The organism is Streptococcus sp. ALY_208 (assembly GCF_058314295.1).
Genome location: NZ_JBZFUI010000004.1, coordinates 180,497 through 203,721, shown reverse-complemented (window position 1 = coordinate 203,721; position 23,225 = coordinate 180,497). Strand labels below are relative to the sequence as shown.

General features: G+C 39.2%; 23 protein-coding genes and 1 pseudogene. 5 read left to right on the top strand and 19 right to left on the bottom strand.

The window, feature by feature from the left end; translation table 11 throughout:
* Positions 1-264: 264 nt before the first annotated feature.
* From AC4HAI_RS05635 to gmk, 12 genes and pseudogenes are all read right to left on the bottom strand, one after another.
* Entirely contained in the window at positions 265-618 is a 354-nt protein-coding gene (locus tag AC4HAI_RS05635) for a S1 RNA-binding domain-containing protein (protein ID WP_491079295.1), read from the bottom strand.
* Positions 618-2,015 (bottom strand): Cof-type HAD-IIB family hydrolase, encoded by a 1,398-nt coding sequence (locus AC4HAI_RS05630; protein ID WP_491110757.1) that lies wholly within the window; start codon positions 2,013-2,015, stop codon positions 618-620. Before AC4HAI_RS05630 ends, AC4HAI_RS05635 begins: the two co-directional genes overlap by 1 nt.
* 77 nt (positions 2,016-2,092) lie before the next feature.
* On the bottom strand, positions 2,093-2,734 hold the full coding sequence (locus tag AC4HAI_RS05625) for a response regulator transcription factor (RefSeq protein WP_491110755.1): 642 nt from the start codon (positions 2,732-2,734) through the stop codon (positions 2,093-2,095).
* On the bottom strand, positions 2,718-3,752 hold the full coding sequence (locus tag AC4HAI_RS05620) for an envelope stress sensor histidine kinase LiaS (RefSeq protein WP_491110753.1): 1,035 nt from the start codon (positions 3,750-3,752) through the stop codon (positions 2,718-2,720). Before AC4HAI_RS05620 ends, AC4HAI_RS05625 begins: the two co-directional genes overlap by 17 nt.
* Positions 3,749-4,447, bottom strand: a complete 699-nt coding sequence (gene liaF / locus AC4HAI_RS05615) for a cell wall-active antibiotics response protein LiaF (RefSeq protein ID WP_491079299.1) — start codon at positions 4,445-4,447, stop codon at positions 3,749-3,751. The genes AC4HAI_RS05620 and liaF overlap by 4 nt, the downstream gene beginning before the upstream one ends.
* Positions 4,448-4,777: 330 nt before the next feature.
* A pseudogene (pknB, locus tag AC4HAI_RS05610) lies at positions 4,778-6,373 on the bottom strand (Stk1 family PASTA domain-containing Ser/Thr kinase); the annotation flags it as partial.
* Positions 6,370-7,113 (bottom strand): Stp1/IreP family PP2C-type Ser/Thr phosphatase, encoded by a 744-nt coding sequence (locus AC4HAI_RS05605; RefSeq protein ID WP_491079301.1) that lies wholly within the window; start codon positions 7,111-7,113, stop codon positions 6,370-6,372. The gene AC4HAI_RS05605 and the pseudogene pknB, both read right to left, overlap by 4 nt.
* 25 nt (positions 7,114-7,138) lie before the next feature.
* Positions 7,139-8,464, bottom strand: a complete 1,326-nt coding sequence (gene rsmB, locus AC4HAI_RS05600) for a 16S rRNA (cytosine(967)-C(5))-methyltransferase RsmB (protein ID WP_491079375.1) — start codon at positions 8,462-8,464, stop codon at positions 7,139-7,141.
* Positions 8,448-9,383 (bottom strand): methionyl-tRNA formyltransferase, encoded by a 936-nt coding sequence (gene fmt / locus AC4HAI_RS05595; protein ID WP_491079302.1) that lies wholly within the window; start codon positions 9,381-9,383, stop codon positions 8,448-8,450. Before fmt ends, rsmB begins: the two co-directional genes overlap by 17 nt.
* Before the next feature lie 16 nt (positions 9,384-9,399).
* Positions 9,400-11,784, bottom strand: a complete 2,385-nt coding sequence (locus AC4HAI_RS05590; RefSeq protein WP_491110752.1) for a primosomal protein N' — start codon at positions 11,782-11,784, stop codon at positions 9,400-9,402.
* A 314-nt stretch (positions 11,785-12,098) separates the two neighbouring features.
* Positions 12,099-12,416, bottom strand: a complete 318-nt coding sequence (gene rpoZ / locus AC4HAI_RS05585; protein ID WP_491079304.1) for a DNA-directed RNA polymerase subunit omega — start codon at positions 12,414-12,416, stop codon at positions 12,099-12,101.
* 23 nt (positions 12,417-12,439) lie between these two features.
* On the bottom strand, positions 12,440-13,054 hold the full coding sequence (gene gmk, locus AC4HAI_RS05580) for a guanylate kinase (RefSeq protein WP_491079305.1): 615 nt from the start codon (positions 13,052-13,054) through the stop codon (positions 12,440-12,442).
* A gap of 379 nt (positions 13,055-13,433) precedes the next feature.
* Between gmk and AC4HAI_RS05575 the strand changes: the two genes are divergently transcribed.
* The 3 genes from AC4HAI_RS05575 (at position 13,434) to AC4HAI_RS05565 (ending at position 15,885) form a co-directional block, all read left to right on the top strand.
* Positions 13,434-14,378 carry a magnesium transporter CorA family protein gene (locus tag AC4HAI_RS05575; protein ID WP_491079306.1) on the top strand — a complete coding sequence of 315 codons (945 nt, stop codon included), beginning with the start codon at positions 13,434-13,436 and terminating at the stop codon, positions 14,376-14,378.
* A gap of 24 nt (positions 14,379-14,402) precedes the next feature.
* Positions 14,403-15,089 (top strand): DUF1129 domain-containing protein, encoded by a 687-nt coding sequence (locus AC4HAI_RS05570; protein ID WP_491110751.1) that lies wholly within the window; start codon positions 14,403-14,405, stop codon positions 15,087-15,089.
* A 97-nt stretch (positions 15,090-15,186) separates the two neighbouring features.
* Positions 15,187-15,885: a hypothetical protein gene (locus AC4HAI_RS05565; RefSeq protein WP_491079308.1), complete on the top strand. Its 699-nt coding sequence runs from the start codon at positions 15,187-15,189 to the stop codon at positions 15,883-15,885.
* A gap of 119 nt (positions 15,886-16,004) precedes the next feature.
* Here AC4HAI_RS05565 and rpsR read toward each other — a convergent pair whose 3' ends face one another.
* The 4 genes from rpsR to AC4HAI_RS05545 all read right to left on the bottom strand — a co-directional run bounded on the left by rpsR (position 16,005) and on the right by AC4HAI_RS05545 (position 17,488).
* Entirely contained in the window at positions 16,005-16,244 is a 240-nt protein-coding gene (gene rpsR / locus AC4HAI_RS05560; RefSeq protein ID WP_018030689.1) for a 30S ribosomal protein S18, read from the bottom strand.
* 40 nt (positions 16,245-16,284) lie between these two features.
* Positions 16,285-16,779, bottom strand: coding sequence for a single-stranded DNA-binding protein (locus tag AC4HAI_RS05555; protein ID WP_491079309.1), 495 nt, complete (start codon positions 16,777-16,779; stop codon positions 16,285-16,287).
* 30 nt (positions 16,780-16,809) lie between these two features.
* A complete protein-coding gene (rpsF, locus tag AC4HAI_RS05550) occupies positions 16,810-17,100 on the bottom strand; it encodes a 30S ribosomal protein S6 (protein WP_491079310.1) in 291 nt (96 codons plus the stop codon).
* 223 nt (positions 17,101-17,323) lie between these two features.
* Positions 17,324-17,488 (bottom strand): hypothetical protein, encoded by a 165-nt coding sequence (locus AC4HAI_RS05545; RefSeq protein WP_491079311.1) that lies wholly within the window; start codon positions 17,486-17,488, stop codon positions 17,324-17,326.
* A gap of 886 nt (positions 17,489-18,374) precedes the next feature.
* Here AC4HAI_RS05545 and mutY point away from each other — a divergent pair.
* Together mutY and AC4HAI_RS05535 are read left to right on the top strand one after the other, a co-directional pair.
* Complete coding sequence (mutY, locus tag AC4HAI_RS05540; RefSeq protein WP_491110750.1) at positions 18,375-19,535, top strand: A/G-specific adenine glycosylase; 1,161 nt, start codon at positions 18,375-18,377, stop codon at positions 19,533-19,535.
* Between the two features lie 135 nt (positions 19,536-19,670).
* Positions 19,671-20,099 (top strand): YjdF family protein, encoded by a 429-nt coding sequence (locus tag AC4HAI_RS05535; protein WP_491110749.1) that lies wholly within the window; start codon positions 19,671-19,673, stop codon positions 20,097-20,099.
* A gap of 143 nt (positions 20,100-20,242) precedes the next feature.
* On the opposite strand, the gene AC4HAI_RS05530 is transcribed toward AC4HAI_RS05535, so the two are convergent.
* From AC4HAI_RS05530 to AC4HAI_RS05520, 3 genes are all read right to left on the bottom strand, one after another.
* On the bottom strand, positions 20,243-20,425 hold the full coding sequence (locus AC4HAI_RS05530) for a hypothetical protein (protein ID WP_491110747.1): 183 nt from the start codon (positions 20,423-20,425) through the stop codon (positions 20,243-20,245).
* Positions 20,426-21,000: 575 nt separating this feature from the next.
* A complete protein-coding gene (locus tag AC4HAI_RS05525) occupies positions 21,001-22,584 on the bottom strand; it encodes an ATP-binding cassette domain-containing protein (RefSeq protein WP_491110746.1) in 1,584 nt (527 codons plus the stop codon).
* 222 nt (positions 22,585-22,806) lie between these two features.
* Positions 22,807-23,223 carry a hypothetical protein gene (locus tag AC4HAI_RS05520; protein ID WP_491110745.1) on the bottom strand — a complete coding sequence of 139 codons (417 nt, stop codon included), beginning with the start codon at positions 23,221-23,223 and terminating at the stop codon, positions 22,807-22,809.
* Positions 23,224-23,225: the final 2 nt, after the last annotated feature.

The following is a 23,225-nucleotide window of genomic DNA, read 5'->3' as shown; positions in this document are numbered from 1 at the left end:
TCCGTTTGAAGGGGGGCTTTTCTCTTAGATCTTTGTCTGTAGTAAACCATGTAACTGAGTTTGGAAGCCTGAACACCATACTATTGACTAGACTTAGACAAAGACCCTTCATTTCGTCTTAGCACATCATTCTTTAATTTATCTTCTTAACTTCATTTCGTGCAAAAAGCACTCCAAAAGTTAGATTTTATACTAATTTTTGGAGTGCAACTCAAATCCATTACTTTTTCATTTACTAAGGACTACTTTTGTCTCAAACTCTTTTTACTGTGATAAGTAATCTAGTCCTTCTCGGATCCATTGATCCATATGTCGCTCTAAGGGTTTGAATCCAATCTTATAGCGACTGTTTGAGAATCGGTGGCGATGCGAAAAATGATGCTTTTCCTCTTCCAATGTTCTCATAGAGAGGCTAGCCTTTTCACTGAATTCATCTAAATCTAAGACCTGGACATCCACCTCTTGGTTGATATGCAATACATCATAGATATTTTCTATATAACCTGTCTTAATCTCAGATATATGAATTAAGCCTGTTGTTCCATTTTCTAGTTGGACAAAGGCGCCGTAGGGTTTTATTCCTGTAATTCTTCCTTTATATTTGTCACCGATTTTCATCACTCAATAACCTCGATAGACTCAATCACAACATCTTCTACTGGACGATCTTGAGCTCCAGTTTCAACTGATGCAATCTTATCTAAAACATCATAAGATTCTTCATCTAATAATTGGCCAAAAACTGTGTGACGACGGTCCAAATGTGGTGTCCCTCCTGAAACATAGGCATCTGCAATGGCTTCAGGCCATCCTCCACGTTTTAATTCTTTAGCAGAATAAGGGAATTCTTTATTTTGGACAATAAAGAATTGGCTACCGTTTGTATTTGGACCAGCATTAGCCATAGATAGCGCCCCCCTAAGATTGTAAAGCACTTCTGAAAATTCATCTTCAAAGCGATCGCCATAGATAGATTCACCGCCCATGCCGGTACCAGTCGGATCACCACCTTGAATCATAAAATCAGGAATAATGCGGTGAAAAATAATACCATCATAATAACCATCTTTGGCTAGAGCGATAAAATTGGCCACTGTTTTAGGTGCTTGGTCAGGAAACAGCTGAATCGTTAAAGATCCAAGATTCGTTTTCATTATAGCTTTAGGGCCTTCGATATTTTTTAAATCCAATTGTGGAAAATACAGTTCTTTTTCTACCAAACCTAACTCCTCTAAGGCATAAGCAATGCCATCTTCTTCTACCGTTTTTGTTACAAAATCTGCTTTTTCTTTTAATTCCGTGACACTGTTGCCCATGGCAATTTTTAGACCAGCAAAATCAAAAATTTCTTTATCATTTGGTCCATCACCAAAAACCAAGAGATTCTCAGGTTTTAAATCCAATGCTTTTAAAACATGAGAGACACCTGAAGCTTTTGATGTCTCATATAGAACAACATCTGATGAATGGGGATGCCAAGGAACCAGACGCAATTGGTCTTTCAACTCCTCAGGTAAGCGCAAATCAGCATCGTTTTCAGAAAAAGTCCACATGTGGTAAACATCATGCTCTAGATAAAAATCTGGATCGACTCGACACTGGCCATAAACAGGTTCTATAGCCCTATCAATCAATGCACTACGCTCTGAGACAATAGGCTCATCTTTCCCAGCAAATCCGTAAGCAATCCCTTGTTCTTTTGCCCAGGAGACATAAGATTTCTTAATATCAAGGGGGATAGGATTGTCGTAGATCACATCTCCCTTACTACTTTGTACAAAAGCCCCATTGATCGTCACAAAATAATCTGGATTCAGGGCTTGTATTTCTGGAACAATGCCATACATAGCACGTCCCGAGGCTATTCCAGTAATAATGCCTTTAGATTTGAGTTGCTTAAAGACCCGCTCAATAGATGCTGGCATATAGCCGGTGTCTTTGAGACGCAAGGTATCATCAATATCAAAAAATATGGCTTTGATTTTTTTGGCCTTATATTTGGTTTTGGCATCCATGCTCTAACCCCACTTTCTAATAGTCCCTATTAAATGGGTCTGCCAGATAGTCTAATTCCTTTTTATTATAGCATTTATTAATCATCTTGTGGAACCAGATTGTGATGGAAAGCGTAGACAACAGCCTGAGTACGATCTTCAACATTTAATTTCGAGAGAATATTGGATACATGAGTTTTAACTGTCTTCAGAGAAATAAACAACTCATCTGCGATCCTTTGATTGTCATAGCCTTTAGCCAGAAGGTTTAGGACATCACGTTCACGTGCTGTTAAGTCATCGTGGAGCTGGGGGTGTTGCTTGTGATATTGGATCTTTTGATCAACTTCTGTTTCAATCGCCAATTCACCGTTAGCTACCTTTCGGATACTATTTAAAATCTCTGCAGCGCTGGATGTTTTCAGCATGTAGCCTTTGGCTCCTGCTTCGATAACCGGATAGATCTTTTCATTATCCAAATAGGATGTTAGCACTAAAATTTTAGCCTCTTTCCATTCTTTGAGAATTTCTAAAGTGGCTTCTACACCATCCATCTCTGGCATAACTAGATCCATGACAACAACATCAGGCCTTAATTCTAAAGCTTTTTCGACACCTTCACGTCCATTGCTAGCTTCAGCAATTATTTCAACGTCTGGTTGGATATTAAAAAAACTTCTGAGCCCCAGACGAACCATTTCATGATCATCTACCAATATAATTTTAGTCTTGTTTGTCATCGTTTTCCTCGCTATTTTTTGTCATCATTTCTTCAAAAATTGGAATATGAATGTCCATAGAGACACCGCTTCCCTTGCTACTAAGCATAGATAGAGTTCCTGCCAGATCATCAACACGATCTTGAATATTTTTCAAGCCATAGCTTAGCTCACGACTGGCATCCATATCAAATCCTTTTCCATTATCAATCATTTTAAATTGGACATCATTTTCATTTTGAAAAAGATAGACCTCAACTCGACTGGCATGAGCATGCTTTAGGGTATTGGAAATAAATTCTTGAGCGATTCTAAAGAGGTTGTCTTCAATCACTTTAGGCAAATGAGAGACATTCTTTTTAAAAACAATTTCGATATTGCTCTTATCTTTTAACTCATTTAGGAGCAGCTGAATACCTTCTGACAGCGTCCGCCCTTCTAATTCAGTAGGTCGCAGATGTAGTAGCATAACTCTCAGATCATTTTGCGCCCCCATCAAGGTCGACTCAATCAAGCTTAGTTGCTCCTTAAGTTGCTCTTTACTCAGCATATCAATATTTTGGGCTACGCCTGATAACATCATAGAGGAAGCGAATAATTCTTGGCTGACGGTATCATGGAGATCTCGTGCTATGCGCTTTCGCTCCTGAGTCACGATGGCACGACTGTTGGTAATATAGGCATTTTCTGTCTTTTGCAAGGTAGTGGTTAAGCGACCCATTTTTTTGGATAAACGCTCTAGGTTTTTACCTACCTCTGTCTCGCTTTGTCCCGTAACTGGCTGATTGCTAATAATACGTCTAAGATTTTTATTAATATGACGTTTACTATTATCATCTACGACTAACCAGACCAGAATCAAAAGGAAGCTGATAGAGAACATCAATAAAATAACAGAAAAAGCAAACTGCTCCAGTACTGTCGTATCAGCAAAAACAGAGCGATAATCTAAATTTAAACTATCAAAGATAATGAAGATGATAAAGCCGACAGTAATACTGACATATAAAAAAATTAAAATAAAATCATTTCGCTTCATGATCGCACCACCTCTACAGAACCGGCAATGATATTGACCACAATTTTGACTGACCGCAGCAGTTCTTTATCCTCTTCTTGCTCAAATTTTATAGACTGGTTGCGTAAATCATATTCTGGAAAATCAAGATAAGATACACTAGCATAAATAGCACTGACATCAAGTTTGATGGCTACCTCCCGCGGGACAACAATCTTGGTGGGACCATAAACTTTGCGAACGATAACAACATTATCTTTTCCTTTAACAATCACTTTCGATAAGTCAATCGTATCAGAGCCGCTGACTCTGATCACATTAATATCATCAAATGTATAAAAGTCTCTACTGATGTGTCGACTGGCTCCAATCCATTGATTGGGTTGGGGAGATACAGATAACTGATCTTTTTCAAATTCTAAAACGGCATAACGATTCCGATGCTTAACTTCAGAAAAATGATTGATAATTGTATAAGCGACTGCTAATAGGATAGCTGCTACCATAAATGGGTTGAGCATCAGTACTAAGAAGAGAAATAGAGCACAGATAGTCAGTAAGAAACGTCCTTTACTGTCACGATTATAAAAAATAATAGCCATCAAGATGATAGTTACAATCAGTACAAAGGAGGTCACTCGATTGGAGAAGACCCCAAGCAGGGCCAAAACCAATAGACAGGCTTCAACCAATAAAAAAAATTGAAATTTTTTCATATCAATCCTTATCTCTCGAACATTTAGATATTTCCCATTTATGATGCCATTGTAACAAAAATCTATTTAAATTTCAGTAAGCCTAAGCCGTTGAAAACAATATAGGTCCTAGGACCTAAAAAAGATCCAGTCCTTAGACTGAATCCTTTAATCAGCAGATTCTAGTTATCAATTAGCATCTTTGCTCATTTACTCATTACCACCAGCTGATTCAGGGGGAGATGATGGCTCAGGTGTTACTCCGGCATCTCCTTCAGCGGTATTATCATCTGAAGATGATGGAGCTGTATCTGAGTTTGAATCGGAGTCTGACTGACTGTCACTCGATTCTGTTGACTCTGTATCTCCATAAGATTGTGAACTATCGTAGGATGACGTATCATCAGCTGTCGCATTTTTGGCGACAACAAATTTAATTTTATCATCTCCAGATGGATCAAACTTTTCTCCCTTGGATGGTGACTGACTGATGATTTCACCTTCAGCGTAATAGCTCGAGGCTTCTTCGACGATCTCTATCTGAGAGTCATCTAGACCGTATTTTTCTTTCAACTCTGCGACTACTTCTTCATAGTCTTGTCCCACGTAATCATCTAAAGTGATACTCGCCTGGCCAGAGGATACATAAATATCGATGCGGGTACCTTCCTTGGTACTGCTACCTGCTTCAGGGTTAGTTCGGATAACCTTTCCTTCATCAACAGATGAACTATCGGATTCGATTACTTTACCAACCTTAAGGCCTGAATCTGTAATCTCCTTAGTTGCCTGCTCAACCGTGTCATTGCCTGTATTGGGAACCTCTACTGTCATCGGATAAGCCCAGCGTCTAAAGACAAATATAGCAATAATAACTAAGATAATCCCGATCAACACCTTACCCAAAACTCCTAATGGGCGACGATGTTTCTGTGATTTTTCCTTGTTTTTTGATTTACTATTAGCGTTTTGCTGTTTCTTACTAGGATCATTTTTTTTCTGTTTATCAGACGCTTTAACCAACTCCTCAGCTGAAGTATTAGCCGTACTATTTTCAATTTTAGGCAGAGTTTTCGTATCAGCCTTATCTGAGAAAACCAGTTTAGCTTCTCGACTGCGATTGAAACTTAAGCTGCTCATCAAATCACGACTCATCTCGTAGGTTGATTGATAGCGATCGCTCAAACGCTTGGCTGTTGCTTTAATGACAACGTTTTCTAAGGCTTGGGGAACGTCTGGATTAAAATCCATGATCGAAGGTAGCGGCTTTTGAAAATGCTGAAGGGCGATCGTCACAGCACTATCTCCATCATAAGGAATATGACCAGTCAGCATCTCATAGAGCATGATCCCCATCGCATAGATATCTGACTGCACTGTAGCCTTAGACCCTCGTGCTTGCTCAGGTGATAGATAATGGACACTACCTAGCATGGAATTCGTCTGAGTCAGGCTTGTCTCTGCAAAAGCTACTGCAATACCGAAGTCAGTAACCTTAACGGTTCCATCCTTAGTAAGAAGAATATTTTGAGGTTTTAAATCTCGATGGATAATCCCCATTTCATGGGCTAATGACATAGCCGAGAGGACTTCTTCCATGATATGAACGACTTCATTGTTAGCCAGAGGAGCGTTTTCCTGAATATAGCGCTTTAAGTCTGAACCATCAACATATTCCATAACAAGGAATTGTTGACCGTCCTCCTCACCAATGTCTCGAATGGAGACAATATTGGGATGGCTAAGTTCAGCCATAGCTCGCGCCTCACGCTGAAAACGAGTCACAGCGATCTGGTCCGTCTGATAATTGGTTCTGAGAACCTTGATAGCTACCTCTTCACCTTCCAAAATCAGGTCATTGGCGAGATAAACATCTGCCATCCCACCACGTCCGATAGACTTGAGGATGCGGTAGCGTCCTGCAAATAGTTTTCCAATCTGAATCATGATGCTGCCTCACCTTCTACGTGAAGAAGCCCCACGGTAATATTGTCCAATCCACCTGCCTTATTAGCAGCTTCGACTAAGAGGTTGGCCTTATCAACGATACTACCATCATCAGCCATCAGAATATTTTCGATCATGTCAGTGGTAATCATATTGGTTAAACCGTCGCTGTTTAGCAAAAGATAGTCCCCTGATTCCAACTGCTGGACACCTAAATCAAGTTCGATAGGACCTTGCTGACCGATAGATTGCGTGATGATGTTACGCTGAGGATGACTAGCAGCCTCCTCCTCAGTAATTTGTCCAGCTTTTAAAAGCTCATTGACCAAGGAATGGTCGGTGGTTAATTGCTGATATTTCCCATCACGTATGAGACCAATTCGTGAATCTCCCAGGTGAGCATAGAGAGCCGCTTCATTAACGACTGCAACCGCCTCAATAGTAGTGCCCATCCCACGAAACGACTCTTCTTTTCCAAGCTCGTGGACTTTCTGATTCTCTTGCTCGATCATCTCAATCATCCAATCACGGATCTCACTCAGATCTATAAAATCAGTTTCTTCCCAGGCTTTACCTAAGTCTGTCACAGTCAACTCGCTAGCAATATTACCAGCACGATGCCCCCCCATACCATCTGCTAGTATGATGAGGAGAGACTCTGATTTATTATAAAATTGACCAATGTAATCCTGATTATCAGACCGCTTACGTCCAATGTCAGTTCTTAAAGCAGTTTCCATTTATCTGTTTAACTGTCCTTTCACGCTAATACGTACGCTTGATTTGGGCGATGAAAAATCCGTCTGTCTGAAACAATTCGGGGGTGATGGTGATACACCCTTCCGAAATAATTGATTCTTGCTCATGTTCCAGCTTTACCTGCTCAAAGTTGGGGTGATTGGCTAAAAATTTCTCAATCACAACCTGATTTTCTTCCCTAAAAATAGTGCAAGTGCTGTAGGTAATTATACCATTTTTTCTGAGCGTTTGACAAACACTCTCTAGGATCTCTAGTTGAACTGCCTGCAGGCTAGCAAAATCTTTAATTTCTTTAGTGTATTTAATATCAGGTTTGCGGCGCATAAGTCCCATGCCAGAACAGGGAGCATCAACTAAGATTTTGTCAAATGTATCTTGATCGAAAAACTCATGAACCTTTCTAGCATCAAGTTTCTGAGCACTTATCTTAGCTGCTAGGCCAAGCCTTTGGGCATTTTCACGGATCAAATCCAACTTATGATCATAGAGGTCTAAAGCTGTTATATGGCCTGTGGTTAAATAAGAGGCCATATGACTGGTCTTGCCTCCCGGAGCTGCACAGGCATCTAGAATATTTTCATCTCCCTGTATATTTAGAGTCGGTGCGACTAATTGACTGGACTCATCTTGAATGGTTATTAAACCCTCTTTAAAAGCAGCGGTTCCGGCAAAATAACCAGTCTCTTTGATAAGTCCAACTGGCGAAATCTCAGATGGCTTTGCTTTCATTTGCTCCAAGAGGGATTGGAGCTGATTGGGATCAGTCACACGAGCACTAGCTTTATTTCGAGTGAGTAGACTTTCAAATATTTTAAGCGCACGCTCTTCACCATACTGGCTGATCATTTTTTTGACCAACCAAACAGGAAGAGAATACTGAACCGAATAACGTTTGTTTTTACGCTTAATCTGAGCTGGATCTGGTAATTCTTTCTGTGTTATCTTGCGCAAAACAGCATTGACCAGCTTATCAGCCCCTGTCTTACTTCTCTCCTTGGCCAAATCAACTGCCTGATTGACTACAGCATGATCTGGTAGGCGATCCAGGAATTCTAACTGGTAAAGGCTGAGCATCAATAGGATATAGATCCAAGGTTCCAACTTATCCCTATCGTCAATATAGTGGGCTAGCTGCCACTCCAGAGTGATCTTTCTTGCAACTGTTCCATAGACAATCTCCGTTGCTAGCCCTTTATCCTGGTCAGATAGATGATTAGCTCCCAGTACACGGTTCAGAGCAATATTAGAGTAGGCACCTTTGTTAAAAACTTCTTCTAAGACCGCTAGAGCAGCTGAGCGTGCTGTTTTTAGAGTATTATTGACCAAGCTGATCACCTACTTCAAGCTGGCGGCCAACTCCATTAAGAAAATCACCGATAGCCATCTTGGGCTTTCCAGCGGGTTGAACAGTTTTTAAAGATAGGGCTCCTTGTCCTGTGGCAACAATGAGCGCCTTTCTTGTCTTCTCGATAATTTGACCGGGTTCCCCTTGTCCTTCAGCTTCCACAGCCTCATAGATTTTAAAGCGTTGTCCCTTCAAAAGGGTGTGAGCTACCGGCCATGGATACATCCCTCGTATATGGTTAAAGAGTTCACGAGCTGATTTATTCCAATCTAAGCGTTCTTGTTCTGGAGTAATATTGGGCGAGAAGCTAACTTTGTTGGGATCTTGAGGGATGGGGGCTAGTTTTCCTTCCAGATAATCCGGTAGGGTTTCAAGTAAAAGATCACGTCCTAAAATAGCTAGTTTATCAAATAGGGTGCCAACATTATCCGTATCTGTAATCTTTAGACTAGCCTGCTGCACTATATCACCAGCATCCATCTCCTTGACCATCTCCATGATCGTCACACCTGTTTTTTCATCTCCATTGATGAGGGCATAGTGAATAGGGGCACCGCCACGATAGTTGGGAAGAAGTGAAGCGTGGACATTGAGGGCAAAATCAACATTGTCTAATAACTGACTTGGTAGAAACTGCCCAAAAGCAGCAGTAATAATGCCGTCTGCTTTTAAGTTCATCAGTGCTGTAAGTTCTTCTGACCCTGATAATTTTTCAGGCTGATAAACAGGGAGATGATGGGATAGAGCTAATTCTTTTACAGGGGTTCTGCGAATTTCTTTTTTTCGGCCGACCGCTCGATCTGGTTGCGTGACCACAGCGACGATGTCATAGTTGTTATCTGCTAGCAGCCCATCTAATACAGTTGCCGCAAATACAGGGGTGCCCATAAAAATTAATCTTGTCATAATGTCCTATCCTCTTTTATACAAAGTTCTGTGGTTCTTGGTCGATAATTAAGCGTAAATCTTTATTATCCTTGTCTTGAGACAAGTCTAAAATCTGATTGAGGACAGCTTCCAATTTATCCTCGAATCGATATTTGATAATGATTTGATAGTGGTAAAGGTTATGAGTCCTTGCGATAGGTTTTGGCGTTGGGCCCAGGATCTTAATCTGATCACTCAATTGTTCTTTAAGCAGTTTAACCAAGGCAAAAGACTTCTTGATAACCGCTTCCTCATTTTTATGTGATAAGGTCAAGCCAATTGTGTAATAATAAGGCGGATAAGCTAATTGCTTGCGCACTTTCATCTCGTAAGCATAAAAAGCTTCATAGTCCTGTGCTTTGGCTAGTTTAATCGCATAATTGTTAGGATTATAGGTTTGAATTAAAACCTCACCCTCTTTTTCTGCTCGGCCTGCTCGGCCTGCCACTTGTGTCAATAGCTGAAAGGTTCTCTCAGCAGATCGAAAGTCAGGGAGATTCAGTGAGGTATCTGCATTGAGAACACCTACTAGGGTGACATTAGGAAAATCCAGTCCCTTGGCAATCATTTGCGTTCCAAGGAGTATGTCTGCTTCACCACGTCCAAAGATCTCAAGAATCCTTTCGTGTGCTCCCTTCTTACGGGTAGTGTCGACGTCCATGCGAAGAATACGCGCTTCAGGTAAAAGCTCAGCTAGCTCATCATAGGCTTTTTGGGTACCTGTTCCGTAGTAGCGAATACTTCTACTCTCACAATTAGGACAGGTATGGGGAATTCCCTTTTGAAAACCACAGTAATGACAGTTCATTGTCTTAGTATCCATATGCAGCGTCAATGAAATATCACAATTAGGACACTCATCCACATAACCACACTCACGACACATGATGAAGCTAGAAAAGCCCCGACGATTCAGCATAAGGACTGTCTGCTCTCCTTTTTGCAAACGATCCCTAATTTTTTCTAATAAGATTGGAGTGAAATTAGACGTCTCCTGCTGACCCAAGTAATCTCTAAAATCAACAATATCTACCTTTGGAATTTTTGCAAGAGGGTTAGCCCGCTGAGTCAACTGGATGAAATGATAAACATCCCGGCTAGCTCTGGCTCGACTTTCAATGCTTGGTGTTGCTGAACCTAAGACTAGGACAGCCTTGTGATATTTGGAGCGAATAAGGGCTACTTCTCGAGCATGATAGCGAGGATTTGATTCTTGCTTATAGGTTGCCTCATGCTCCTCATCAATAATGATAGCCCCGATATTCTCCAAGGGGCTAAATATAGCTGAGCGTGCTCCCACTACAACCCTGGCTTGGCCAGATCGAATTTTACGCCACTCATCATACTTTTCCCCATCTGACAATCCAGAATGCATAATGGCAACCTGCTCACCAAACCGTGAAATGAAACGATTTGTCATTTGAGGAGTCAACGAAATCTCTGGAACCAAGACAATCGCCGTTTTTCCCATCTTAAGAACACGGTCGATGATATGGAGGTAAACCTCAGTCTTACCAGATCCTGTGATACCTTCTAAGAGGTAAGGTTTGTTATCCTGACCAATAGCAGAAGTAATCATCTCAACGGCTTGTTTTTGCTCATCATTTAGTTTGAGAAAATCCGTTTTTATTACCTTATCAAAATGCTCCTGACTCCGATTGACCTGAACTTCTTTAATTTTAAGCGCCCCTTGCTCAATAAAAAAATTCACCTGATCACGTGAAAAATCTTTCAATAGATCAGACAACAGATGCTTTTGGGGATGCTGCTGTAAAAAATCCTTTAGCTGCTGGCGACGCTTTGCCCGCTTAGAACACTCCACGGTTTCTAAAACTTCTGGAACAGACTGGGCATACTTAAGTGTCTTGATCGTCTTCTTATCCTTGGCTTGATAAGTCGCCTTGATTTGACCACTTCTGACCAACTGAGCTACTTTAGGAGCTAGGTTGGTTGGCAATGATGAATCTGTTACCTGATCTTTGTTACCAAAGATAACCTGACGGTCATCTTGAGACAAATCTGGTGTCGGCAGCAATAGCCGATTATAGTTAGAATTAAGAAGGCTAGGAATCATAGACTTTAAAATGGTGATCTTATAAGCAAAGACACTGTGGCGCATCTGATCAGCTAGAGAGAGCTGCTCCTGGTTGAGAACAGGTTCAAAATCCAAAACAGTCTCAATCACTTTCAATCCATCCACCTGTCCTTTTGCAAGACCAACTACAAATCCCTGTAGAAGGCGGTTGTTCTTTCCAAAAGGGACATGGACACGACTTCCCAAGTTAATCAGTCCTTGTAAATCATCAGGGACAGAATAAGAATAAGGCTTATCCGTCTGCATTAAGGGAATATCCACAATAATTTGTGCAACAAGGTCCATAAATACCTCCTTTCCTCTGCAAAAATTTATCTAAAAATTAAGCAAGAGTCTGGGACAAAAGTCCAGACTCTTTAGTAATTGTTCTAAATTTATCAGACTGACGCAAGAGTTGAGAATTAGCTTTGTCAGTTTAGACAACTAAATCTTCCCCTCTACTTTGTAACAGGGTACTTTTTAGATTTGAGGCAACTAGCTTAAAAACACTGGACTTTTAAGTGCTGTACAAGGGATACCAGCTAATTAATCTAAGCGTATGCGAAGGTGAGCAACTTGTTCTATTCTCTTGCCTCGTATCTTTGTGAACAAGGCTGGTTTTAGATCTTTTCGCCCTCTTCTTCTTTTTCTTTAGCAATCTGCTCTTTAATCTTGCGCTCTTCTTCTTCTTTTGCAAGACGTTCCGCCTCAATGCGTGCCAATTCTGCTGCACGCTTAGCTTCTGGATCTGGGTGAATCGTTACATTACCAGATTCAATTTCTTCTAAGGCTTGAAGTGTTGTTTTTACAGATTTGAAATTTTGAGTAGCTTGGGCACCAGCTTCAAGCTCATGAGCACGCTTGGCTTGGAGCACACAGAGGGAATATTTTGATGGCACTTTGTCTAGCAATTTATCAATAGAAGGTTTCAACATCATAAGGCAATTCTCTTTTCTAACATTTATATATCTTTAATCATATCGTTGTAGCGGCCAATCACTCGATCAACTCGGAAATGTTCTGCTTCGATGATCCGCTTCACTCGCTCTGCAGCCAGAGGAACTTCATCGTTGACCACAGCATAGTCATACTCACGCATGAGGGCAATCTCTTCTTTGGCAACCTGGATACGCTGCGCAATGACCTCTTGACTATCAGTGCCACGACCAACTAGGCGGTCCCTAAGCTCTTCTAAATCTGGTGGTGTCAAAAAGATGAAAACACCATCAGGAACTTTTTTCTTAACTTGTAGAGCACCTTGGACCTCAATTTCGAGAAAGACATCAATTCCCTTATCCAATGTCTCATTAACATAGTTCAAGGGTGTTCCGTAGTAGTTGCCGACATATTCAGCATACTCCAGCATTTGACCTCGGCGAATAAGCTCCTCAAATTCCTCACGTGTGCGGAAGAAATAATCGACACCGTCAACCTCACCAGGGCGTTGAGAACGTGTTGTCATAGAAACAGAGTATTCAAACTTATGGTCAGGCGTTGAGAAGATCTCCTGACGCACTGTTCCTTTTCCTACTCCTGAAGGTCCAGAAAAAACAATCAGCAATCCACGTTCGGACATAAAGAACTCCTTTATCTAAGCGCATGTAAGGTTATTAACAGTTAAACGACCTCTCCCCTAGGAGGAAGACCACAACTATCATGTAAAACTTTACTTTTTAGTTTACCAAAATAGGTCTAGTTTATCAAGAGTTCCTCATTTTAACTTGGTTTCTTGACTAGTAAAAATAAGCAATATTTTTAACAGCTTCCTCCACAAAATGCACTAAATATTGTATAATAGGGAGGTCTGTATTCAGCCTACAAGCAGTTATATAAAGCAGCTTTAGAGATCTGCTGATCTATAAAACTCACTTAGCAGTCTCAGGTGCGCTGTTGTATTATAGTCTTAGATGAGGTGCTGCTAAGGACTCTATATCTTATGTTGAAGGAGGGTTTCTATGAAACAGGTGTTTCTTTCTGCTAATAATCAACTCAACGAAATCGAAACATTCGAGCCTGGTGCTTGGATCAATCTGGTCAACCCTTCCCAGGAAGAGTCCGTCAGTCTAGCCGAACAATTCAACATTGATATCACGGATCTTCGTGCTCCTTTGGATGCTGAAGAAAGCTCGCGTATCAGTGTCGAGGATAACTACACCCTCATTATCGTGGATGTTCCTACTCAAGAAGATCGCAATGGCAAAAATTATTATGTCACTATCCCCTTAGGAATCATTGTTACCAACGATGTTGTTATTACCACCTGTCTGGAGCCACTGCTGCTTTTTGATCACTTTTTTAACAATCGCATTCGTGGCTTTTACACTTTTATGAAGACCCGCTTTGTCTTTCAATTACTCTACCGCAATGCTGAGCTCTTTTTGACCGCCTTGCGTTCGATCGATCGGCAGAGTGACCGTATTGAAGCCCAGTTGGAAGGGGCAACGAGAAATGAACAACTCATCGATATGATGGAGCTGGAAAAGTCCATCATCTATTTGAAGGCTTCGCTAAAAATCAATGAACGAATTGTTAAAAAACTGACCGGTAATGCTTCTAGCTTAAAGAAATATGTGGACGATGAAGATCTCCTGGAGGATACGCTTATTGAGACCCAACAGGCGATTGAGATGGCTAGCATCTATGAAAACGTCCTCAACGTCATGACCGAGACATCTGCTTCTATTATCTCCAATAATCAGAACTCGATTATGAAAACTTTGGCTCTCATGACCATGGCGCTCGATATCCCAACTGTTATCTTCTCTGCCTATGGCATGAACTTTAAAAACAACTCGATGCCCTTAAACGGTCTTGAACATGCTTTTTGGTATATCGTTTTAATCGCTTCAGTCCTCAGCTTGACCATCGTTATTTATTTCATCAGAAAACGCTGGTTTTAATTACATTATCAAAGGAAATCACACATGGATTTACAAAAACTGACCAAAAAAAATCAGGAATTTATAAAAATTGCCAGTCATCAATTAAGTCAAGATGGCAAAACTCCCGAAGAAATTGATGCTATCCTATCTGACATTGTTCCAACCATCACGGAGCATCAGAAACAGGGGATGACCGCTCGCCAAATTTACGGTGCTCCGACTATTTGGGCTAAAAGCTTCACATCATCAGAAGAGACAAGCTCAAAAGAAGTGTCTCAAGATTCCGAAACCAATAAAAATCCTTGGTTGATGTGGATGGATAGCAGCTTATTGATCTTTTCACTCTTTTCGCTTTTCTATGGACTGATCGGCATGATCAGCAGCCGTAGTACTTATCCTTATGGCTTTTTGACAACTATTATTATCTCCTTATCAGGTGGAGCTGCCTTCTATGCTCTGTATCATTTTATCTACCGCCATATGGGCAAGCCTAAATCTGAACGGCCTAAGTTCATAAAATCTGCTCTATATCTCGCTGGCTTTTTATTGATTTGGATCCTCTTTGTCTCTATCGCTAGCTTTGTTCCTAAAGCTATCAATCCTGTACTTGCGCCACTTCCTATGATGATTATCGGTGGTATAGCTTTGGCAGGTGAACTTTACCTCAAAAAACGTTACAATATTCAAAGTGCTTTGGCTTCAGCACCAATCACACCACGAAATAATTAGTAATTATAAGACAACAGGGTTTAGATCATCTGGTCTAAACCCTATTGCTATTGATATGTCATTAGATTTCTTATCCCAAAAGATTGGAGTTTTTATTATGAGACGTTTTTCACTCGGGACTATTCTCCTTAGCCTATTGGCTCTTTATTTTATTATGATAGCCTTTATCCCAAATCTTTCTGACTTCCTCAATTTTAATCTGATTGCTATGGCCTTTTTCTTCTTTTTGGCCTGGCAGCAAAAGAGTTTTATTCCTGGTGCGATTGGATTAGCTATACTATCCAATTACCTGCATGATCTTGCACACCTCAACTACTCCAAAACCTCTTTATTTGTTGGAATCGTTCTAATCGGAGTAGTACTCAATCATCTGTTTAGGCCCTCATTAGGCAAGTACCGTAAGATTTATTCTGAAGAATTTAAAGACTATCAGGCCTCCCACCACTATGATCATGAAAGAGAAGCATCCGCCCGCTCATTTTTCTCAGAAGATCATGTCCATGTTAGCTCACAAAACCTTGATATCGTTTACGTTGAAGCAAATTTTGGTGAATCAACAATCGACTTAAGGCAGGCACAATTTATGACTAACCGACCTGAAATTAAAGTGCATGTCAGTTTTGGATCTGCTAAAATTCGTATTCCTGAACACTGGGAAGTTGTTCCAAAAAATTTTAGTAAAACGTTTGCTGAATTTAAAAATATCCGTCCTCATTCCGCTGACTCAAAGGGAGATATTCAAACCATTATCCTCTCTGGCAGTATCTTTTGTGGAGAGTTAGATATTTATCATTAGTAAGTCTGGGCTTGTTCCAGACTCATTTATTTGATATAGCTTACAAGACTAGGTTTTATCATAAAAAACCTTAGCGAGTCATTCCCGGACTAATAAAAAAGCCCTCGAGGGCTTTTTTATTAGTCTTCGTTTACAAACGGCATAAGTGCCATTACACGAGCACGTTTGATTGCCGCTGTTACTTTACGTTGGTTTTTAGCTGACGTACCAGTTACGCGACGTGGAAGAATTTTTCCACGTTCTGATACGAAACGACTGAGTAATTCAGTATCTTTGTAATCAACGTATTCAATTTTGTTAGCTGCGATGTAGTCAACTTTTTTACGGCGTTTGAATCCGCCACGACGTTGTTGAGCCATGTCTTTTCTCCTTTATAGTTTAGTCATTATCCAAGATAGCTTAGAATGGTAGATCGTCGTCTGAAATATCTACTGGATTTGATGCTCCAAAGGGACTGTCATCACGACCAAAATCTGGTGTTGATGCAGCTTCTTGTCTGCTATCTCCACCAAAATTGGAAGCAACAGGAGTGCCAGGACCACCAAATGATCCACCAGCACTGTTTTCACGCGCTGCACGACTTTCTAACAGTTGGAAATTATCCGCAACCACCTCAGTCACGTAGACACGCTGCCCTTGCTGATTCTCATAATTACGAGTTTGAATACGGCCAGTAATCCCAATCAGAGCACCCTTCTTAGCCCAATTCGCTAAGTTTTCAGCTTGCTGACGCCAAATAACACAGTTGATGAAATCGGCTTCACGCTCCCCATTTTGGTTTTTAAAATTACGATTAACAGCTAGGCTGAACGTCGCAACTGCTTGATTGGACGGGGTATATCGAAGTTCCGCATCACGAGTCATGCGGCCGACAAGTACGACATTGTTAATCATAGTCTACCTTCTTAGTCTACTGTTCTTGCATTAAGCATCAAGCTTAACGATCATGTGACGAAGAATGTCACCGTTGATTTTTGATAGGCGGTCAAACTCGTTAAGAGCATGAGCATTATCGGATTCAACGTTAACGATATGGTAAAGCCCTTCTGTGAAATCTTGGATTTCATAGGCCAAGCGACGTTTTTCCCAATCTTTTGATTCAACAACAGTTGCACCATTGTCAGTCAAAATAGAGTCAAAGCGTGCTACCAAAGCGTTTTTAGCTTCTTCTTCAATGTTTGGACGAATGATATAAAGAATTTCGTATTTAGCCATTGATATTTCTCCTCCTTTTGGACTAATGCCTACTAGTCTTTGCTAGCAGGAAGTGAGGGATACTCACAAGATATTATATTACTAGATTTCAATAGATTTTGCAAGAATTTTATTGTCTTAAAATAGCCTGGAACTTATATTTTTAGATGAAACTTGACATATAAAAAGAGGATCAGCTCAGATCCCTTTTATTTAATTGATAGAGAGTCTTTGAAACCGACTTTTAAGATTGTACGAGATAAATGGCATAGATGATCCAGACAATCGTCACGATTTTTGTACTTGTTGATAAAATCAATTTAAGTTTGGCGTTATTCGTTTTTTTGATTATCATTTCAGCCAGAATAATGAGGATGAGCCAAAAGATAGCCAGAAATAAATAAGGCAAGCTAGCAACCTCCTTTTATATCCTTTAGTATTGGTTATCATTTTACTCTTTGAAGCCAGCTTGAACAAGGGATTTCGATGGATTGTAAGACAGCGACACTAAAATGATAGAGGCTAGACACGCTAGAAAATTTTCTGACTATTAGAGGTTGGTATTTCCCAAATTGCCCATTATTATACAGCATATGCTCTATCTTATTTATAGGAAGCTTGAGAGGGGCGCTGAGCCACGTCCCTTAGTCTAGGATAAATAAAAATAGGCTATGACTCGTGCACACTCGAATCATAGCCTACTTTGTATCTTCGTTTGTCATTGGAACCACATCCTTTTATGACTCATAAGGAGCTAATAGATGATTAGATCTCCGTTTTTATAGCGACTAGGACTTATTCTTAGCATGATGGATCACCTCATTTACAGCCATATATATTTTAGCTGGTAACACTACAACCAATTACATTGGAATCACTCCTTTAGCTATTTTATGCAACTGGTCTAGATTGGTCTCCATTTTTATAACGACTTATATCAAACCTTAGCATAAGCGCTACCTCCACTAAAAGGCTCTTAAACTCTTTAATCGACAATTAAAGCTAATAATCACCGTTTTTGTACCTAGATGGTGTCAGTCTCATCATAAACATCACCTCAGCCGTAAGATTTCCTATTTTTTTGTAAAGTTGAGATTTCCTTGCCTACTGTCCAGACTTATCTCCGTTTTTATATCTAGAAAGATTTCGCTTAACCATGAGCTCGTCCTCCTTACTTACCTTTCCTTCTTTTCATGTTTATTATATTGCAAACGCTTTCATTTGTCAATGACTTTCTTCATTTTTTTATAAAAATTTTACTAGGTGAGCTAGAAAGCTTCTGATATAATCTAGTCATGGGTAAAAAACTTGATTTAAGAAATTATGGTATCCATATGTGGGATCCCAAGACTATAAAAGATTTTCGCCGAACTTTATTGGCTTGGTACGATCGCGAGAAAAGGGATCTCCCTTGGCGCAGAACCAAGGATCCTTATCCTATCTGGGTGTCAGAAATTATGCTTCAACAAACACAGGTCCAAACTGTTATCCCCTACTATGAAAGATTTCTCGAGTGGTTTCCAAGGATCATCGATCTGGCTAATGCGCCTGAAGATAAGCTCCTGAAAGCCTGGGAGGGGCTGGGATACTACTCCCGGGTACGGAATATGCAGGTGGCTGCCCAGCAAATCATGGAGAAATTTGATGGAGTATTTCCTGATACTTATGAGGGTATCGCTTCGCTCCAGGGTATCGGCCCTTACACAGCTGGTGCGATTTCCAGCATCGCCTTTGGCCTTCCCGAGCCCGCGGTTGATGGGAACGTTATGCGGGTTATGGCTAGATTATTTGAAGTCGATTATGATATTGGAGATCCTAAAAACAGGAAAATTTTCCAAGCTATTATGGAAAAGCTGATCGATCCTGAGCGACCTGGGGACTTTAATCAGGCTCTGATGGATTTGGGAACCGATATAGAATCTGCTAAAAATCCTCGTCCTGATGAAAGTCCTATTCGGAGTTTCAATGCAGCCTATTTGCATGGAAGCTATGATAAATACCCAGTCAAATTACCCAAGAAAAAACCTAAACCAATACAAATTCAAGCCTTTATCATTCGTAATCAAAAAGGAGAATTTCTTCTTGAAAAACAAACTGATGGACGGCTCTTAGAAGGGTTTTGGACCTTTCCAATCAAAGAGACTGATTTCGTTGCTCAACAGCTCAATCTCTTTGAAAATGATGATGTTCATGTACTTGAAACCATTTCACAAAAGGCACTTTTCGAGGAAACTTACCAGCTCAAGCCTGATTGGTCAGAGCAAGTGTTTCCCCTAGTTAAGCATACCTTTAGCCATCAAAAATGGCAGATCCAGCTTCAGCTAGGTCTTACTAGAAAGACTGATCTAAAAGGTGAGCGAGTGCTTCGTTGGGTAGCCCCCGATGATTTTGATCAGTTTCCCATGGCTGCTCCTCAAAAGAAAATGATTGAGGCTTATGAGAAACATAGACCATAAAATGCTATAATGGCCTTATATTGATATAAAAACACACGTGCAGTTGGGTAGTCTGCACACAGTTACATCACCGTAGCTGTCAGTAACCTTCCCTCCGGTCGTCCCTTATCAAAATCTATTTTTTGGAGGGCTGGCATGAAAATGACAGTATTTTTTGACGGCGGTTTCTGGTTTGCTTTGATTGAATATCAGGATAAGCAGCTTGGCTACCAAGCCTTTCGCTATCTCTTTTGCAAGGAGCCCAAGGACAGCGATATTCTTGATTTTATCCATCTTCATTTGACCGAATGGATGCAAAAGCAAGAAAGGCTGGGTTTGGTCAGTGACGAACCTGATACATCTCTTGTGCATAAATCCATCAATCCTAAGCGAATGCAAAGGGAAATTAGCAAACAGATGAAAGAACCTGTCCTATCTTCTAAGGCTCAGCAGACTCTGCAAGCCAGTCATGAACTGCTGAAACTGGAAAAGAAAGCTTCCAAGCGGCAAAAGCGTCAGGAATATAAGGAAAGACAGTTTCAGCTTAAGCAGGAAAAACGCCGGCAAAAGAAAAAAGGACACTGATCGAGTGTCCTAAATTTTAGAGTCCTATCATATTTTCTAATAGCTCAGTCTATTAGGATATGATAGGGCTCTTTTTATGAGAAAATCTGCCTTTGATTTTGCCTTCTTATCTAGTCTCTATATCAATCCATTATAGATCAGTCTTACTCTGATTTTTTAAACAGCTTGATAAGCTCCATGAGCTCATCAGCTATACTGAAGGAAGTGTAGACTGCCAGGATATAGAATAAATCTATTTTTGCTTTTTTCTCTAGTATGGTTAGAATAAGCATGATAATAATCCCTAGGGCTAATGGCAATAATTCTGTTTTAAACTTTCTTTTCATGATGATATATACATACTCCTTTTTTGATTTGGATGAGTAGGGAATTTTTATCTACCATTAATTACTTCATGATTTGTGCAGCAATTTTAAATACAAGGTCAAAAAGGTGATTAGGGCTATGCTATTAAGCAGGTAGGATAAGGGAGAAAGTTCACCCAAAAAATTTCTAACTGTTAAGGCTATTAAAAATGGTAAAAGTAGCTTTGCTGTCAGGTGTCTTTTATTTTTCATATCAATCTAAGGTTAAGGGGATATCTTTGACTCTTTTTCTCTTACTGTTATGCGATAAATTTAGTATACAACAATATTGGGACTGTGCATGCTAATACCCTGAACGGTTGTTTTTTATGCCTGAATGGTTCTTATTCCCTTAATCTTTATGCTATTGAGCCACTCAAAAAGCACCTGAGAAGGCTAACTTCTCAGGTGCTTGATTAGTCCTACCAAAAGAACTGATCATTTTGATTATTCTGCGACAACCAGCATAGACTTAATGGCTTTGCGATCTGCCATATCACGATAGGCTTCAATTTAATCTGGACTTTACAATCTTTAAAAAATAATTTTTCTAAAGTTTACACCATTTCGATAATATGGTCTTTTTCCTTATAATAATTTTTAGTATGGCTAACAATGATTAAAATAGAATTATTAAATCTATCTCGGAACATTTTATCAATTTTAAGGGAATTCTCTTCATCTAAATGAGCGTATGGTTCATCTAAAATAACAATTTCTGAATTTTGTTTTAAATACTCTCTAGCCAAAGCTAGCCTGGCAATCTGACCTTTTGAAAGAGTTTTCTCAGTTACTATTATATCAAGTATGTTATCGCTCTGTAACTCTTCAGACAATCCAAATTGCCGCAATGTATATAATAGCTCTTCATCAGTTATTTGATATGCATAAGATAAATTCTCTCTAATTGACTTATTTACTAATATTTGTTGCTGACTTTGATAATAGGCAATTCTATTATACATTATTCCTTTCTTTTTTAGGACTACATTAATTAGACCTGTATCAAACTGCACTAATCCCAATATTGAATTTAATAACGTCGTTTTACCAATACCAGAAGCTCCTATTAATTGATAAACATTCCCTTCATAAAATTGTAGTGACTGTATAACTTTTTTATTAAATGGATTTAAAAAATTAAAAATATCTATCCGAGTTTTTTTACCAAATTTAGTGCGTACTTTATGACCAGAGTTTGAAACCAAACTATTAACCTTATCAAAGTAATCTACCAGAACTTCTTTACTTTTTTTAATTCCTGAAAGTTCTTCTGAAATTGTTAATAATGGTACAGCCAACTGGATACAATACATAATATACAGAGTAACTGACGACCATTCTAGCACACCATAATTTATGTCACTAATGATGATAAATAAAATAAAAATAGATAGTAAAACAAACATTAGCTGATAGCCAATTTGGTTGAATATATTAGCTCTTAAAATTTTCACTGATAATTTATATATTTCTTGCACTGACTTTTTTAACGCTTTATATTCTTTGCTTATTGTATTATTAATCTTTATGAATCCTAATCTTCCGAGAACATCGGAAAGTTGTTGATTTGTTACTGATAGATACTCCTGAGATCGTATTTGAATTTTTGATATGAATTTACCGGATGCGATTGAATAAAGCATCATTAGCAATATTCCCAATATAATAAATAATGTTAATTTAAGATTTAAATAAAACAATATAGCTATAGTTAAACTGAGTTGGAGAGTATTAATTATTAGAGTAGGGAGTTGTCTTGAAATCAAATCAGAAAAGAAATTAGGATCATATATTATCCTGCTTGCCCAAGTAGTACTCTTTAAGTTAAAATTACCGGAATTTAGAAGAGTGAGAATACTTTCCTTTCGAATAGACAGAATCATATGCTCCCCACTCTTCCCAAGAATATATAACGAAGAATGCATTATTACATTTTGTACTATAAAGACTAGAACAAGGAGTATTATTCTATGCGAATCAAGGTTCTTAAAATTCTGCACAAACAGATTTAACTGAGTAGGTAACCATAATCCTATGATAGCTGAAAACGAAGCTAAGATTACTCCTATTCCCCATAGAACTTTCTCTTTTATTCCCATATAAAAATATATTTTTTTTAATAAAGATAAGGTATTCATAATTCCTCTAATATAAATGGTTAGATTACTTTTAAATTAAAAAACAGGCACATCTATTTACGATAAGCCAGATGTACCTATTAAATAACCTTGGGGTTCTAGTTCTTCTTCTTGCCGTTACTGTAATACTCAGTATGTTTATAAGCACCCCAGAGCCAATTTGTTGTTAATTTTTTAAATAACTTTAGCATTATATCTCACCTCCTTTCAATATTTATTTAATCAAAATTGTCCTTGCCTAATTCTCCTAAAAATTTTTGAAATTGTTGAAACAAATGCTGCTAGTAAGAATTCTTGCAGGAAGAAACCAAAATATGTGCCTAGTTGTAAATTTCTGTTAAAAGTAAACACTGATGTTTCAGATTGAATAGTATTTTGCTCTATAATAGTCATAGGAGTCACTTTAAAAATCGCAAACATCATCCACGAATAGATAATGCCAAATATGACTAATATTAGCCAAGTATGTCTGCTTCTAGAAGCAATATTTCCAGCTACCAAGGCTAATAATATTGATGGAATAATTTGGACAAATAGCATGTATTGGAAAATGTTGAAATGTGCTAGCATAAAAAAGCATATTGTAAATTCTACAACTAACAGTGTAGCAAACACTAATTCTGTTTTTGTAAGTTTCATTC